The sequence below is a fragment of the Prochlorococcus sp. MIT 1314 genome, assembly GCF_034093315.1.
GTDB lineage: Bacteria > Cyanobacteriota > Cyanobacteriia > PCC-6307 > Cyanobiaceae > Prochlorococcus_A > Prochlorococcus_A marinus_Y.
Genome location: NZ_CP139300.1, coordinates 576,747 through 592,036, shown reverse-complemented (window position 1 = coordinate 592,036; position 15,290 = coordinate 576,747). Strand labels below are relative to the sequence as shown.

The window sequence follows — 15,290 nt, the reverse complement described above, 5'->3', positions numbered from 1 at the left end:
TTTTTATATGAAGTAGAAATTAATCTAAATCAGGCATTTCTAGAGCTGGTTCACTCTTTCTGTCGATTCCTTTTTCGAAACCAGCAGCGGCTGCTCTAGCACGTCCAGCATGCCAAAGGTGACCGATGAATGTAAACCATCCTAGGAAGAATTGAGCTGCAGCTAACCATTGTCTTAGATTAACGAAGTTAACGGCATTAGGCTCTGTAATGATTCCACCAACTGAGTTGATAGAAGCGTTAGGGGCATGAGTCATATATTCAGCGGCTCTTCTAACTTGCCAAGGCTGAATATCATTTTGGATTTTCTCAAGACTCAATCCATTAGGTCCTCTTAGAGGCTCTAACCATGGTCCTCTGAAGTCCCAAAATCTCATTGTTTCACCACCAAATATAATTTCACCTGTAGGAGATCTCATGAGATACTTACCAAGTCCTGTTGGTCCCATAGTGGTACCTACGTTAGCTCCAATTCTTTGATCTCTCACAAGGAAAGTAAAGCTTTGGGCCTGTGAAGCTTCGGCATTTGTGGGGCCGTAGAATTCTGATGGGTAAGCAGTATTGTTAAACCAGATGAATGTGGATGCAATAAAACTTGCTACACAAATACCACCAAGTGCATAACTTAATAATCCTTCACCGTTCCAAATGAATGCTCTTCTTGCCCATCCAAATGGTTTTGTAAAGATGTGGAATATACCTCCAAGTATTTCAATTACACCAACATAAACGTGGCCACCAACTATATCTTCTATTGAGTTAACACCGATTAGAGAACCAGCACCTCCCCATGGAGATCTAAATAGATAACCAAAAATTACTCTTGGATCTAGTGTCGGATTAATAAGTCGGACTTCTCCACCACCAGGTGCCCAAGTATCATATGCACCGCCAATAAAACACCAGTTTACTGACCAAGCTAATGCACCTACACCTAGAACTATCAGATGATATCCAAGAATGTTGGTCATCTGATTTTTGTCTCTCCAATCAGTAGAGAAGAAAGGGAAGTCTTGCTCAAGCTTTTCTGGACCAGCTAATGAGTGGTAGATTCCACCGAATCCAAGAACTGCAGAAGCTATTAAATGAACCACACCTACTTGGAAAAATGGCATGATATCAGTAACTTCACCACCAGGACCTATTCCGTAGCCAAACATAGCTACATGTGGCATGCAGATTAGGGCTTGCTCCCACATTGGTTTATCAAAAGTAAAATGATTAACCTCATAAAGCATCATTGCTCCGGCCCAGAACACTATAAGTCCAGCGTGAGCGATGTGAGCTCCTAATAAACGTCCAGATAAATTGATTAGTCTAGCGTTACCTACATACCAGGCATAACCAGTCTCTTCAATACTTTGGTTTGGAGCTCTTAATAAATTATTAAAGGGCGTTTCCACGTGGAAGAACCTCCTCAGGGAATACAAAATTTTCGTGTGGTTGATCCACAGAAGACATCCATGCTCTCATACCTTCGTTCAAAAGTATATTTTTTGTGTAGAAAGTTTCAAATTCTGGATCTTCTGCTGCACGGATCTCTTGGCTTACGAAATCATAAGCTCTCAAGTTTAGTGCTAGTCCAACAATACCTATTGAAGATGTCCACATACCCATAACAGGTACGAATAACATCAAGAAGTGCAAGAAACGCTTGTTAGAGAAAGCAATACCGAAGATTTGACTCCAGAATCTATTCGCTGTAATCATTGAATAAGTTTCTTCTTCTTGTGTTGGGTCAAAAGCTCGGAAAGTTGAACTTTGAACTTTACCATCAGTATAAATACTTGTATCTTCATACAAAGTGTTTTGTACTGTAGCGCCATGTATAGCGCAAAGTAGAGCACCACCAAGGATTCCAGCTACTCCCATCATATGGAATGGATTCAAAGTGATATTGTGAAAACCTTGAATGAATAAAATGTAACGGAAGATTGCTGCCACACCAAATGATGGAGCAAAGAACCAACTGTGTTGTCCTAATGGATAAATTAGGAAAATGCTAGTGAATACTGCAATTACTGCTGAAAAAGCTAGTGCGTTGTATGGTCTAATTCCAACAAGGCCTGCAATTTCAAACTGTCGAAGCATAAAACCAATAAGGCCAAATACTCCATGTAATGCAACGAAGTTCCAAAGACCACCAAGTTGTAGCCATCTAACGAAACTACCTTGGGCTTCAGGACCCCATAGAAATAGAAGACTGTGTCCCATGGCATCACCAGGGGTACTTACAGCTGCTGTTAAAAAGTTACAACCTTCAAGGTATGAGCTTGCAACTCCGTGTGTGTACCAAGAGGTAACAAATGTTGTTCCGACGAACCATCCACCTATAGCAAGATATGCACAAGGTAGTAGAAGTAGTCCGGACCAACCAATAAATACAAAGCGGTCGCGCTTTAACCAGTCATCGAGGACATCAAACCATCCTCTCTGTGGGGCGCTACCAACTGCGATCGTCATGAGAAATCGTTTTTAGCTTCGGGATACGCAGTGACTGTAACAAAGATTGTGAGTAATGTGGGGAAAATTTGTATATCTGAAATGCCTTGTAAAGCTTTTCTGACTTTTTTATTAAAAATTAGGTAAGAATACTCCCTTAGTTTGTTAAATTATCTGAATTAGTCTTAAAAAAAATAGAAATGAATTCAGACCTTAATACTTTCGATAAAATCGAACAAAAAATTGATGGATCAAGAAAAATTTCTAATTACATTATTGGTGGGATGCTAACTATTGGTGGGATTGGCTTCCTTTTGGCCTCTCTTTCCAGCTATACAGGAAGGGATCTATTACCTCTGGGGAATCCGTCAAATTTATTGTTTATTCCTCAAGGAATAATAATGGGAGCTTATGGCGTAATAGCTAATCTATTAAATTTTTATCTATGGTATATGGTTTATATAAACTTTGGTTCAGGAAGTAATTCTTTTGATAAATCATCAAAATCTGTAGAAATAAAAAGAAAAGGATTATTTAAAGATATTGAAGTTAAATTCAATTTCGATGAAATTAAATCAGTTAAATTGGATATAAGTGAGGGATTTAATCCTAGAAGAAGAATTGCTTTAGTACTCAAAGGTAGAAAAAAACCTCTTCCTCTAAGCGGAGCAGGTGTACTTAAACCACTTCTTCAAGTTGAAGAAGAGGGCGCCAGGCTGGCAAAATTTTTGAATGTTAATCTGGAGGGCTTAAAATAAAAAGAAATTATTTATTAAAAGCATTTTCTTTCATTCAGATTTTGTTTTTGTTACCAGCTTGTAGTTTTAAAAATAATATAGATTCAACTTATTATTGTAAGAAACTTAAATTAACTTGTACGAATGATAATAAGATAGTCTATTTTAAAACCTCAAAAGGTAATTTTGAGGTTAAATTATTTGTAAAACATAGCCCGGTTACAGTATCAAACTTTTTAGAAAATATAAATAATAATATTTATTCAAATCAGAAATTTTATAAAATAATAAATTATCCCCAAATAAGATTTATTCACGTAGGTTTTAATCCAGAAAATAAATCATATATAGAAAGTAATAAGGTTATAAATAAGAGAGGTCCTTCAATACCTTTAGAAGTGAAATTTAAAGATGAAATTAATCCAAGATATAAATATCAAATAAAAAATCCTAACGAAACTGAAGATTTAATTAATACTTTCGAAAGCGGTTCAATAGCTATGGTCAAAAGAGGTAAAAATAACTCTTCCTCTACTGAATTTTTTTTTGTAACTAATAAAATTCCAGAACTAGACGGAAGATATTCAATCTTTGGACAAATTATAAAAGGATTAGATGTCCTCGAAAAAATTAATAAGGGAGATTATATAGAGGAAATACAAGTGTCTAATTAAATTTCTAGTGAATATTTGTTAATCTTCAACATTTCTGTATTAACGCCTGAAGAGCGTTTAAGAGCTACCTTACCAGTTCTTGCTATTTCGAGAATGCCATAAGGTTCAAGTAACTTCTCTAAAGCAACTAACTTCCCAGGATCTCCCACTACTTCAAGTGTTAAGGCTATATCTGAAACGTCTACAACTTTTGCGCGGAATATCTGAACAATATCTAAAATATTGCTTCTTGTATCTTCTTTCGATGAGACTTTTAGTAACATCAATTCCCTTTCTACAGCTGCGAGATTAGTAAAATCTACAACTCCTAGAACATTAAATAACTTATTAAGCTGCTTTGTCATTTGTTGAAGTGTTTCATCGTCGCCTTCTACAACCATTGTTAACCTTGAAATCCCTTTGGATTCTGCAGGCCCTACTGCAAGGCTATCTATGTTGAATCCCCTTCTGGCAAAGAGACCCGAGATTCTACTCAAAGCTCCAGACTCGTCTTCTACAAGAACTGATAGTGTATGTTTCATATTTTAAAAGTTTTTTAAATCTCTAATCCATTCATAAGAGATTCTATTGAATACTGAAGGATCTTCGTCATGTATGCAATGCCCTGCATTGGATACTACTTTTAATTTTACCCATCTATGAAAATTTGCAATCTTTTTCCCAAGGAATAAAGGTATGAAATTATCTTTATCTCCCCAAATTAATAAAAAAGGAACTTTTTTTGAGGAGCAAAGTTTTTTTAAAAGGTAAGAAGCTTTTAATTTTTTATCTCTTAAAGACATGCCAATACACATTGCTCTTAATGATCTAGCTGCAGTTCTCCTTAGAACTGGTTTTGTTACTAAATCTTTCAGTTCTCGATCAATATTATCTTTTTTGAAATAGGCAGAATTCAGACCTAGCCTAATAATCCTTAATTTGGTTATTAAAAATAAAATAATCTCTAAAGGGCAAATGAAAAAAAATAAAGTTATTAATCTATGTTTAAACTTCTTAAATAATGTTTTATTTATTATTTTCTTATTATCCTCTTGAAATCTATCCGGAAGAGGTGATGCAATAACTGTTTCAATTTGCTCTTCTAGTGAAACGGCGCACGTTAAAGCCACTAATGCTCCAAGGGAATTGCCAATAAGAATGACCTTCTTAGAACTCTTTGGTCTTATAACCTGCGTAATAAAGTCGTTAACCTGGTTACACCAAATCTCATTATTTAGTCTCCCAATTTCTCTTACTCCAGGTTGATCTGAATCTCCAAATCCAATTAAATCCAAAGCATAGGAGGCACAATTTCTTTTTGCAAAATATCCTAAATTGTTTCTCCAATGTTTTCGACTAGCTCCAAATCCGTGGAGAAAGATAATTGGAATTTCATTATCTTCTCCCATCACACTCCAACAAATTTTAAAACCATTCCAATTCCAGTAATTTGGACAGTTAATATTTTCTTCTTTAAAATGACTATTCATATTTTTCAAAAATTTTCAAGATATTTGCATTATCTACTTTTTTAACAAATATATGTAAATTGAATGTAAATTATAGTAATCATTAAATTTTACTATGGCTAAAGAAATTTTTAGTATTGCTGCAGTTTTTTGGATATTGATACCAATAGGATTGGTTGGTGGGGCACTATTATTAAAGTTTCAGGGAGATTGATTCTCACGAATACGTAACAAAGTGAGTTATTGTCTACAAGTTAAGTAAATCTTAAATATGAAGATTCTTTTAGTGGGAGCAACAGGGACTCTTGGGAGGCAAATAGCGAAGCAGGCTATAGAAGATGGACATGAAGTCAGATGCTTTGTTAGAAATCCAAAAAAAGCCTCATTTCTTCAAGAGTGGGGTTGTGAACTCACAAAAGGTAATTTGTTGAATTCTTCTGATATTCAATATGCATTGCAAGACATTGAAGTAGTTATTGATGCGGCAACTAGTAGACCAGATGACTCTAAAAGTATTTATGAAATAGATTGGCATGGTAAACTCAACTTATTTAATGCTTGTGAATCTTTAAATGTAAAAAGGGTCATATTCCTTTCAATACTTCTAACAGAAAAATTTAGAAATGTTCCATTAATGGACATTAAATATTGTACAGAGAAACTTCTTGAGAAATCTGATTTAGAATATACAATCTTCAAATGTGCAGCTTTTATGCAAGGTGTTATAGGGCAATTTGCTATACCAGTGTTAGATAGTCAAGCAGTATGGATGAGTGGAACTCCAACGAAAATTGCTTACATGAATACTCAAGACATGGCAAAAGCCATTGTCTCAGCGGTTGATAATCCAAAAACTCAAAGAACATCATTACCATTGGTAGGTCCGAAAGCATGGGATTCAAATGAAGTTATCTCCCTATGTGAAAAATTTAGCGAAAAGAAGGCTAAAATTTTTAGAGTTTCACCCTTCCTAATTAATGTCACTCAAGCAGTAGTTTCTTTTTTCCAAGATTCTTTAAATGTTGCTGAAAGATTGGCTTTTGCTGAAGTAACAAGTAGTGGAGAATCATTAGATGCTGATATGAGCAAAACTTACGAAATACTAAATCTCAATAAAGAAGATATGACTTCTTTAGATGGTTATATCAAAGAGTATTATCAACAAATACTTAAAAGATTAAGAGAAATGGAAGCTGATTTAAATATTGAAGAAAAAAAGAGATTACCTTTTTAGTATTGCAACTTTAGACTAATGCAGTATATTTGTACTATAAGTTTATTCCTATGTCTGTTTCTAAATCTAAAAATCTTGAACGAAAACTAGATAATTTTGCAAAAGAAGCAAAAAATGAATTGAATAATGTTTGTGGATCTTCATTATGGGAAAGCCTTGGCTTTATTTTCTTTGATCAATTAGAAGATCCTGAAAAAATTGCGAAAGCTAATTTTTACTATGGGCAACTTCAAATAATTAATGAAATTAAAATTTCAATTTAAATTTAATTCCATAGGTTTGACTATGTAATTTTTCTGAAATAAATTTTGGCTAATCTTTTTCTGATAATATGAATTTAGTAAAAAAATTAATTAATGATTGAAACTTCAGGTGTAATAGAAAAAGAGCAGGGAAATGGATTTTATTTGGTTACCTTAGAGCAACCTGAAGGACATCAATGTTTATGTAGAGCTGCAGGAAAACTGACTAAATTTAGAATTAAATTATTAGCAGGAGACAAGGTTTTAGTTGAGATAAGTCCTTATGATCTTTCTAGAGGTAGGATCACTTATCGAGAAAGAAATGCAGGTGGTGCTAGACCTACAACTAACAAAAATAATCCTAAGAGAAATAATAAGTAAACATGAACTTTAGATAATATTTTTTATCGCTTCTTTAAACTCACTTCTTTGTTTAACACCTTGCCATTGTTTTTTTAATAATTTTTCTTTAAAAAGTTGAACTGTTGGGGTGCCGTTTATACCAGCTTGTTTAGCAATATCTTGATCTTTATCAATATCTATTTCAACGCCGAGCACTGCACCATCAAGTTCCTTAATTACCCTTTTTAATTGAGGTTTCAAAACATGACACGGGCCGCAGCTTGGGGAACTAAAAATAACTAAAAGAGGTTTTTTGCTCTCGTGATAAAGTTTTCTTAATGCATAACTGCCTTTTTGCCATTCAGAGTTTGAATCGAAGGTATCTTCATTGACTTCGTCTTCATTAAATTCTGATGAATTAAGTTTTTTTTCTGGTTCGGGTGTTTCTCTGACTATGGTGTTTGCTAAGTTTTTCTCGGCTAGCCATCTTTCAGTGGCTAATGCTGCCATGCATCCTGTTCCTGCAGCGGTAACTCCTTGTCTCCACTCTGAATCAACAACGTCACCTGCCGCGAAAATGCCTTCAATAGATGTCTCTGGTCGTCCTGATTTGCAAGCAATATATCCTTTACTATCTAAATTAATTTTGTTGCTTAAAAACTTTGTATTTGGTGTGTGCCCTATGGCATAAAAAAGACCCTTGATATTAATTTCCCCTTTACCTTCTTGAGAGTGAATAGTTTCTATTTTCTCAAGCCATTCAGAACCGTTAGCTTTCTCTACCTTTGTATTCCAGTGAATTTCTATTTTTGGATTAGCTTTTATTCTATCAACCATTGCTGCGCTGGCTCTTAATTTCTCTGATCTAACAATCAAATGCACTTTGCTTCCATATTTTGTAAGGTATGCTGCTTCTTCACATGCAGAGTCACCTCCCCCTACGACAGCTAATTCTTCATTTCTAAATTGTGGAGTTGCTCCGTCACAGATTGCACAAGCGCTTATGCCTTTACTCCAGAATTTATCTTCATTTATTACGCCTAATCTATTTGCACTTGCTCCAGTTGCAATAATAATTGAGTTCGCTTTTATGGTTCCTTCTAGAGTTTTTAATTCAAAGGGATGTAAATTAGTATTAATTGAGACAACATCACTTTCGTATAAATTTGTACCCCATCTCTCTGCTTGAGCCTTCATTAAGTCCATCAATTCAGGACCTAGTACTCCATCGGGGAAGCCTGGATAATTTTCAACAAATGTTGTGGTCATTAATTGACCACCAGGAATACCACCTGAATTAAATCCTGTTACAAGCAAAGGTTGAAGATTTGCTCTTGCTGCATATATTGCAGCTGTATAACCTGCAGGGCCAGAGCCTATAATTACAACATTTTCTACACTTGAATTTTTCTCTTTATTTTCCATTTATTTGCTGATTTCACTACTAATAATAATAAATAAACCCAAATAATGAAGGTCGGGTTTACAAGATGGATTTATTATTTAATCGTTGATTTTTTGATCCAATAATTCTTTTAATTCCTTTGGGAAGTTTAATAGGGAGTTTCTTAAGTTTTCATTCTTTTCTCCAATATGGAGAATCCATTCTCTAAATTCCTCTGCAATTGCATAACTGTCTTCATATCTTTCTAGAGTATCCATTACAGAAATTCTATTGGTAGCCCAACAGGTTGCAATATCAACTCTTTTTCTATTGATACTTTCCATTGAAAATAAAAAAGTTGTATATAGATAAGCACAAGAAATATTAAAAGTATTGTCTAATAAGTTACAACTTTGTACTTCCAAACAATAATTTAATTTTTAATTTATATTTGAGGCGGTTTTCGCCAACATTATAAAGAAAATATTAAGAAATAGAGCTAAACTGCCTCGCTATGATTTGCAAGTAGCCTTTCAACTTCCTCGAAACCCTCTTTGGCTGAATTTATTGCAAGTTCCTCGCTAACTTTTTCTTCTGATACTAATTTTGCAGATATTTTCTTCAAAAGAGTTTCTTTCTTTTCTCTTAGGGAAATAACAATTTCTTCTTCAATGATAGATTTTATTGCTTTAGAAATTATTTTTTTGTTATTTGCTTCTTCAAATGTGCCCTGGACTAATTCCTGAATAAATAATCGATGCACTTCGCTACTTCTTAAAAAGCTTTCCGTAGCATTGATAATTCCTTCAACAAGAGCTTCATCAGGTTCAGAATCATTTTCTGCTAGCTTGAATTCCCAATCTAAATGTCTTCTTTGCCAACCCGCTGAGTGTAAGCTTGGCATTACTGTCTGTGAATAAGTATCAACTGACATTTCATAAATTCTCTCGGCTAATTTTTCGCACCAATCTTTACCATGCTTTTCTAGGTTCTTCTGCATAGCTTGTCTGGGAACAGCATGACCACCATGATGGCTGTGACATACTCCATCAGGACATTCGATTGCTTTTATACTCATTGGATTATTTAGTACCTATATCTTCTAGTTAGCTATTTTTCTTTAAAAAGAAAATATATTTTTAACAAAAATCTAAGACTTTTGACTTTCTTCAATTTATATTTAGTATGTTAAAAAAATAAATAAATTGACAAAGATACTTATTCCTTCCGAAACATGCTCTGGTGAAAGGAGAGTTTCAGCTACGCCAGACGCGGTAAAGAAATTAAAAAGCCTTGGATGTGATGTTTATATTGAAAGTTCAGCGGGGAAATTATCAGGATTTAGTGACTTATCATATCAAGATTCCGGGGGCACAATAATCAGTGACTTAGATCAAAACATTTGGGGAGAAGCGGACATGATTTTTTGTGTTCAAACTCCATCTGAAGATAATTTAACTAAATTAAAAAAAGGCGCTATTCTTCTTGGTCTTCTTAATCCATATGGTAACAAGGAACTGCTTAAGATTATAAATAGTAATAAGATTTCAGCCTTATCACTAGAGTTGCTTCCTAGAATTAGTAGAGCTCAATCTTCTGATGTTCTTTCTTCTCAGGCCAATATTGCCGGTTATAAAGCTGTTCTTTTAGCTGCAAGTGAGTTAGATAGATATTTCCCCATGCTTATGACTGCAGCAGGAACTGTTCAACCAGCCAAAGTGGTAGTTCTTGGCGGAGGGGTTGCAGGATTGCAAGCAGTTGCTACTGCAAAAAGGCTTGGTGCAATAGTTTTTGTATCAGATATAAGACCTGCTGTGAAAGAACAAGTAGAGTCACTTGGAGCAAGATTTATAGAACTTCCTGAAGTGGACGAAAAACCAAGCGAGTCAGGGGGTTATGCAAAAGCCGTAACTCCTGAATTTCTCTCAAAACAGAAGGATACTTTAACTAAATACTTATCTGAAGCTGATGTTGCCATTTGTACTGCGCAAGTTCTAGGGAAAAAGGCTCCTGTTTTAATAGATTCTCCGATGATTGAAAAAATGAGGTCTGGTGCAGTAGTAATTGATTTGGCAGTTTCTCAAGGAGGTAATTGTGAAGGAACAAAATCAAATGAAACTATTATCAAAGATGGGGTAAAACTTATAGGAGCGGGAGAATTACCATCATCAGTTCCTTATGATGCAAGTTCACTTTATGCTAAGAACTTAACATCTTTGATTACACCTTTTATAAAAGATGGTGTAATTAAATTAGATAAAGAGGATGAACTCATTTCTGGATGTTTATTAAGCGATGAAGGAGTTGTTCTTCAAAATAAAGTTTTTGAAAATTGAGGTTTTAAAATTATGTCTTTTATAAGTCTTCTTTGGGTTCTTTTACTTGGCAGTTTATTGGGCCTCGAGTTAATTGGAAAAGTTCCTCCTACTCTTCACACACCTCTAATGAGCGGAGCAAATGCAATTTCAGGAATAACAATGCTGGCAGCATTGACTTTAATTGTAAAAGCAGAAGGTAACGTACCACTTTTAATTATTGGTTCGGTTTCTCTTGGCTTCGCTCTTTTCAACGTTGTAGGAGGTTTCTTTGTAACTGATCGAATGCTCGCGATGTTTAGTCGTAAGCCATCAAATAAGAAGTAATTTTTAACATGAATCTACCCGTAATCATTAAATTCGTTATTGACCTTCTAGCTGTACTTTTACTGGCTTTGGGAATAAAAGGATTGTCAAAAGTAAAATCAGCAAGGGATGCCAATAGATTAGCTGCATTTGCAATGTCGCTATCAGTATTAGGATTACTTTCTTATTATTTGGGTACTTCTGGAATTGCTATTCAGTCTTGGATTTGGATAATAATTGGATCAATCATAGGTAGTTTATTCGGAGCAATACTTGCAAAAAAAGTACCTATGACCTCCATGCCAGAGACAGTGGCATTGTTCAATGGTTGTGGAGGAATGTCATCACTTTTAGTGGCCCTAGGAGTAGCTATTTTTCCTATATCTGGTAGCCAAGAAAATTTTGATTTTTTTAAGTCACTGATTAACGAAGTTTCAATATCTGTTTCTATATTTGTTGGTGCCATAACTTTCACAGGTTCAATTGTGGCAATGGCTAAGTTACAGGGTTGGTTGTCAACTCCAGGATGGACTCAGAGCAAAGTTAGACATTTTGTAAATATTGTTTTTGCAGTTGCTTCCATGATAGCCTTTTTTGATTTGATAAACGGCAATACAAGTTCTATTTGGCTTTTAGTTATAGTTTCTTCTTTATTAGGTATTGGAGTTACTTTGCCAATTGGTGGAGCTGATATGCCAGTCGTTATATCTTTATTAAATAGCTATTCAGGGATTGCAGCGGCAGCAGCAGGTTTCGTTGTAGATAGCCAGCTTTTAATAGTAGCAGGCGCAATGGTTGGAGCGGCAGGTCTAATACTTACTCAAGTAATGTGTAAGGGTATGAATAGATCATTGGTTTCAGTTCTTTTTGGAGGATCTTTATCTGCACAAAGTACAGCCTCTTCTGGTTCAGGAGAATATACAAATATAACTTCTTGCAGTGTTGAAGAATGCGCATTGACTTTAGAGGCAGCTAATAAGGTAATAATTGTTCCTGGATATGGTCTTGCAGTAGCTCAAGCCCAACATACCTTAAGGGAAGTGACAAAAAAACTAGAGCAAAATGGTATTGAAGTTGTTTATGCTATACATCCAGTGGCAGGAAGGATGCCTGGACATATGAATGTACTTTTAGCAGAAGCAGATGTGCCTTACGAGCAACTTAAAGAAATGGACGTTGTAAATCCTGATTTTCCAGCAACAGATGTTGTTTTGGTTTTAGGAGCAAATGATGTAGTTAATCCTCAAGCTAAAAATGATAGTTCTTCTCCTTTATATGGCATGCCAGTTCTTGATGTGCAGGAAGCAAGAACTGTATTTGTAATTAAAAGAGGTATGAGCGCAGGTTACTCTGGAATAAAAAATGATTTATTTGATCTACCAAATACTTCTATGGTATTTGGTGATGCGAAGAAGGTATTGAATGATCTAATTGGGGAATTAAAGGATCTTGGAGTTGGGGAGAAATAATAGTATATCTTCTAGTTTTTCAGATTACTTAAAAAACAAGCCATTTCGAGAAGTATTTCCTTGGATAGGTGGCGACTTACAAACTTTGAGAGATACTTTTGTTATTGATTTTTTTAAATCAAAAAAAAATAAAAAAATATTCTTTCCGATTAATAAAATTCTTTCTGAAAAATTTGAATGTGATTATCTTCTAGGATTTCTAGAATTACCTGAAAACTTAAACTCTCTTAGGGGTTTTGTAATCGTTACTCATGGTTTAGGGGGCTCAACAAAACGGTTTGGTTTAAGAAGAATCTCTAGGAAATTAGCAAATAATGGTTTTGGAGTTCTCAAATTAAATCTAAGAGGATCTGGATCTGCGAGATATTTAGCTAAAGGAAATTATTGTGCTAGATGCTCGAGTGATGTTATTTCAGCAATTAATTATTTTAAAAAATTGATTAATTTAGGGTTTAAAGATCTCACTAAGATGAATAATCCTCCAATTTACGGAGTTGGATTATCTTTAGGCGGAACAATTCTTTTAAATGCCTGCTTAGATTACCATTCAAACAAAGGAGAAAAACTTTTAGATGGCCTGGCCTGCGTGAGTAGCCCTTTAGATTTATCATCATGCAGTCTCTGTATTGAAAAATCTAGAAATTATATCTACCAGAAATGGTTACTTCACCGCTTAAAAAATCAGTTATGGGACGGATTTCATGATGAAGGCAAAATTATTAATAACGAGAAATTAAGAAAAAAAATTAGAAATTTAAAAAGTATAAGGGAATTTGATCAGAAATTTACAGCTCCTAGTTGGGGATTTAATTCTTTAGAAGATTATTATTATAAAGCTTCTCCAATATTTAGAATCCAAAACTCAATAAAAAAATTACCTCCAATGCTTTTTATTCATGCCAAGGATGATCCTTGGGTGCCATATAATGATACTTTGAATTTGAGGAAAGAATCTATTGATAAATTTACTATTTTTATAACTGAGAAAGGAGGTCATAATGGTTTTCACTCCATTAATGGTTGCTGGTCAGACGAAGTCGTAAAGAATTGGTTTATAAGTATTTAGGACTATTTAAAAATGGTGTTTTTTTGAAAATCCATTTTTCTATTGGCTTACCGTTAATAATATGTGATGCAAAAATTTCTGAAATTTTTTCTGGAGAAACTTTTTCGTACCAAATACCATCAGGCCAAACAAGAAGAATTGGGCCGTTCTTACATATCCTTAAACAGTCAGCTTTTGATCTTAATATATGAACGTTTTTTGTAGAGGGATCATTCTCAAATTTTTTTAAAGTCTTTTTCAGACATTCCCATGTTTTTTGACCTTCATTGCCTTTAAAACATTTCTGTTTTGTGGGTGTTGCGCATAGTAGAAGATGCTTTTTGATATTCACTTTTATCCAATACTTACGTATTTTTTCCCTTTTTTAATTTCTTGCTTAACAAAAAGTCTGGCCCAATTGTCTACTTCAAGAATATCCTCCAATTCTGGACTCAAATTCAAATTCTCCATATGTGATTCACAAGCCTTACTTATAAATGTTGGAATTTCTTGAAAAGAAATTTTTTCTTTAAGGAATTGTTCAACAGCCATTTCATTAGCAGCATTTAAGACTGCAGGCATAGTCCCAGAAGATTTTCCCGCTGAATAGGCAAGTCCCATGCATGGATATTTAAACTTGTCAGGCTCTTTAAAAGTTAATTTTCCAATTTCACTTAGGTTTAATCTTTTCCAATTTGTTTTAAATCTTTCAGGCCAACTCATCGCATATAGTATAGGTAGCTTCATATCTGGCCAACCTAATTGAGCTAATACTGAAGAATCTTCCATCTCAATCATTGAATGAATAATACTTTGAGGGTGGATAACTATTTCGATATTTTCGTAAGAGGTCCCAAATAAATAATGAGCTTCTATAACTTCTAATCCTTTATTCATAAGAGTTGCAGAATCTACAGTTATTTTTTTTCCCATATCCCAATTAGGATGTGAAGTCGCATCTTCCACTGTGACATTTTTTAAATCCTCAACGGCCCAATCTCTGAAAGCACCACCAGAAGCTGTTAAATGTATAGCTTTTAAACCCTTAGGCGCCTCTCCAGTTGAAAAATCTGCATTTTCATAATTAGGTAATCCTTGTAAACATTGAAAGATAGCAGAGTGTTCTGAATCAGCGGGTAAAAGCCTACTATTATTTTTCTTTAATGCAGGAATAACAATTGGCCCTGCGGCAATTAAAGTTTCTTTGTTAGCAAGTGCAATATTTTTCCCTGCATTAATTGCTGACATTGTTGGAATTAAGCCTGCACAGCCTACTATCCCGGTTACCACAGTATCTGCCTTTTCCCATGCCGCAACTGCGTTAATCCCTTCCTTGCCACCCAAAACCAAGGGAGCACTATCCAAATCTAAGTTATTAATATTATCTTTTAAATCTTTTATAAGATTTTCATCCTCAATTGCAACTACTTCTGGTTTATGTGTTTTAACTTGTTCAGTTAATAAATCAATATTTCTTCCTGCCGAAAGAGCTACGGCTTTAAACTTATCAGGCTGCTCACTAGCTATTTCGAGTGTTTGAGTCCCTATTGAACCAGTAGAACCGAGCACAGTAATGTATTTCAATTTTCTCTGATATTTCTAATATCTTCCCATTTAACGGTGTATTTAAAAAACAAAAATTTCAAATTGGTT

Annotated in this window: 19 protein-coding genes; 10 read left to right on the top strand and 9 right to left on the bottom strand. The window is 34.5% G+C overall.

Annotation, left to right across the window (positions count from 1 at the left end; genetic code table 11):
* Nucleotides 1-19: 19 nt before the first annotated feature.
* Together psbC and psbD are read right to left on the bottom strand one after the other, a co-directional pair.
* The gene (psbC, locus tag SOI86_RS03515; protein ID WP_320682213.1) at nt 20-1,402 is read right to left on the bottom strand and encodes a photosystem II reaction center protein CP43; all 1,383 of its coding nucleotides are present in this window, start codon (nt 1,400-1,402) and stop codon (nt 20-22) included.
* The gene (gene psbD, locus SOI86_RS03510; protein ID WP_002807316.1) at nt 1,386-2,462 is read right to left on the bottom strand and encodes a photosystem II D2 protein (photosystem q(a) protein); all 1,077 of its coding nucleotides are present in this window, start codon (nt 2,460-2,462) and stop codon (nt 1,386-1,388) included. The genes psbC and psbD overlap by 17 nt, the downstream gene beginning before the upstream one ends.
* Nucleotides 2,463-2,641: 179 nt before the next feature.
* Between psbD and SOI86_RS03505 the strand changes: the two genes are divergently transcribed.
* Entirely contained in the window at nt 2,642-3,199 is a 558-nt protein-coding gene (locus SOI86_RS03505; protein ID WP_320682212.1) for a photosystem I assembly protein Ycf4, read from the top strand.
* A 41-nt stretch (nt 3,200-3,240) separates the two neighbouring features.
* Nucleotides 3,241-3,852, top strand: coding sequence for a peptidylprolyl isomerase (locus tag SOI86_RS03500; RefSeq protein ID WP_320682211.1), 612 nt, complete (start codon nt 3,241-3,243; stop codon nt 3,850-3,852).
* Here SOI86_RS03500 and ilvN read toward each other — a convergent pair.
* On the bottom strand, nt 3,849-4,373 hold the full coding sequence (ilvN, locus tag SOI86_RS03495) for an acetolactate synthase small subunit (protein ID WP_012008031.1): 525 nt from the start codon (nt 4,371-4,373) through the stop codon (nt 3,849-3,851). The two genes, SOI86_RS03500 and ilvN, sit on opposite strands and share 4 nt — an antisense overlap.
* A gap of 3 nt (nt 4,374-4,376) precedes the next feature.
* Nucleotides 4,377-5,321: an alpha/beta fold hydrolase gene (locus SOI86_RS03490; RefSeq protein ID WP_320682210.1), complete on the bottom strand. Its 945-nt coding sequence runs from the start codon at nt 5,319-5,321 to the stop codon at nt 4,377-4,379.
* A 94-nt stretch (nt 5,322-5,415) separates the two neighbouring features.
* On the opposite strand from SOI86_RS03490, the gene petM reads away from it, so the two are divergent.
* From petM to infA, 4 genes are all read left to right on the top strand, one after another.
* Entirely contained in the window at nt 5,416-5,514 is a 99-nt protein-coding gene (petM, locus tag SOI86_RS03485) for a cytochrome b6-f complex subunit PetM (protein WP_011132786.1), read from the top strand.
* A 57-nt stretch (nt 5,515-5,571) separates the two neighbouring features.
* Entirely contained in the window at nt 5,572-6,534 is a 963-nt protein-coding gene (locus tag SOI86_RS03480) for an NAD(P)H-binding protein (protein ID WP_320682209.1), read from the top strand.
* Between the two features lie 50 nt (nt 6,535-6,584).
* Nucleotides 6,585-6,797, top strand: coding sequence for a hypothetical protein (locus SOI86_RS03475; protein ID WP_320682208.1), 213 nt, complete (start codon nt 6,585-6,587; stop codon nt 6,795-6,797).
* A 93-nt stretch (nt 6,798-6,890) separates the two neighbouring features.
* Nucleotides 6,891-7,157, top strand: a complete 267-nt coding sequence (gene infA, locus SOI86_RS03470) for a translation initiation factor IF-1 (protein WP_025906690.1) — start codon at nt 6,891-6,893, stop codon at nt 7,155-7,157.
* 9 nt (nt 7,158-7,166) lie between these two features.
* Here the strand turns inward: infA and trxB are convergent, their stop codons facing one another.
* From trxB to SOI86_RS03455, 3 genes are all read right to left on the bottom strand, one after another.
* Nucleotides 7,167-8,543, bottom strand: a complete 1,377-nt coding sequence (trxB, locus tag SOI86_RS03465; RefSeq protein ID WP_320682207.1) for a thioredoxin-disulfide reductase — start codon at nt 8,541-8,543, stop codon at nt 7,167-7,169.
* A gap of 78 nt (nt 8,544-8,621) precedes the next feature.
* Nucleotides 8,622-8,846, bottom strand: coding sequence for a hypothetical protein (locus tag SOI86_RS03460; protein ID WP_320682206.1), 225 nt, complete (start codon nt 8,844-8,846; stop codon nt 8,622-8,624).
* Nucleotides 8,847-9,001: 155 nt separating this feature from the next.
* On the bottom strand, nt 9,002-9,580 hold the full coding sequence (locus SOI86_RS03455; RefSeq protein WP_320682205.1) for an EF-1 guanine nucleotide exchange domain-containing protein: 579 nt from the start codon (nt 9,578-9,580) through the stop codon (nt 9,002-9,004).
* Nucleotides 9,581-9,707: 127 nt separating this feature from the next.
* Here SOI86_RS03455 and SOI86_RS03450 point away from each other — a divergent pair, with 127 nt between their 5' ends.
* From SOI86_RS03450 to SOI86_RS03435, 4 genes are read left to right on the top strand one after another with little or no spacing between them, the layout of a single operon-like run.
* Nucleotides 9,708-10,838, top strand: coding sequence for a Re/Si-specific NAD(P)(+) transhydrogenase subunit alpha (locus tag SOI86_RS03450; RefSeq protein WP_320682204.1), 1,131 nt, complete (start codon nt 9,708-9,710; stop codon nt 10,836-10,838).
* Nucleotides 10,839-10,850: 12 nt separating this feature from the next.
* Nucleotides 10,851-11,144: an NAD(P) transhydrogenase subunit alpha gene (locus tag SOI86_RS03445; protein ID WP_011863273.1), complete on the top strand. Its 294-nt coding sequence runs from the start codon at nt 10,851-10,853 to the stop codon at nt 11,142-11,144.
* 8 nt (nt 11,145-11,152) lie between these two features.
* Nucleotides 11,153-12,592 carry an NAD(P)(+) transhydrogenase (Re/Si-specific) subunit beta gene (locus SOI86_RS03440; RefSeq protein ID WP_320682203.1) on the top strand — a complete coding sequence of 480 codons (1,440 nt, stop codon included), beginning with the start codon at nt 11,153-11,155 and terminating at the stop codon, nt 12,590-12,592.
* Entirely contained in the window at nt 12,573-13,658 is a 1,086-nt protein-coding gene (locus tag SOI86_RS03435; RefSeq protein WP_320682202.1) for a YheT family hydrolase, read from the top strand. The genes SOI86_RS03440 and SOI86_RS03435 overlap by 20 nt, the downstream gene beginning before the upstream one ends.
* On the opposite strand, the gene SOI86_RS03430 is transcribed toward SOI86_RS03435, so the two are convergent.
* Nucleotides 13,645-13,989, bottom strand: a complete 345-nt coding sequence (locus SOI86_RS03430) for a (2Fe-2S) ferredoxin domain-containing protein (RefSeq protein ID WP_320682201.1) — start codon at nt 13,987-13,989, stop codon at nt 13,645-13,647. The genes SOI86_RS03435 and SOI86_RS03430 overlap by 14 nt on opposite strands.
* A gap of 2 nt (nt 13,990-13,991) precedes the next feature.
* Entirely contained in the window at nt 13,992-15,221 is a 1,230-nt protein-coding gene (locus SOI86_RS03425; protein WP_320682200.1) for a 1-deoxy-D-xylulose-5-phosphate reductoisomerase, read from the bottom strand.
* Between the last annotated feature and the right edge of the window lie 69 nt (nt 15,222-15,290).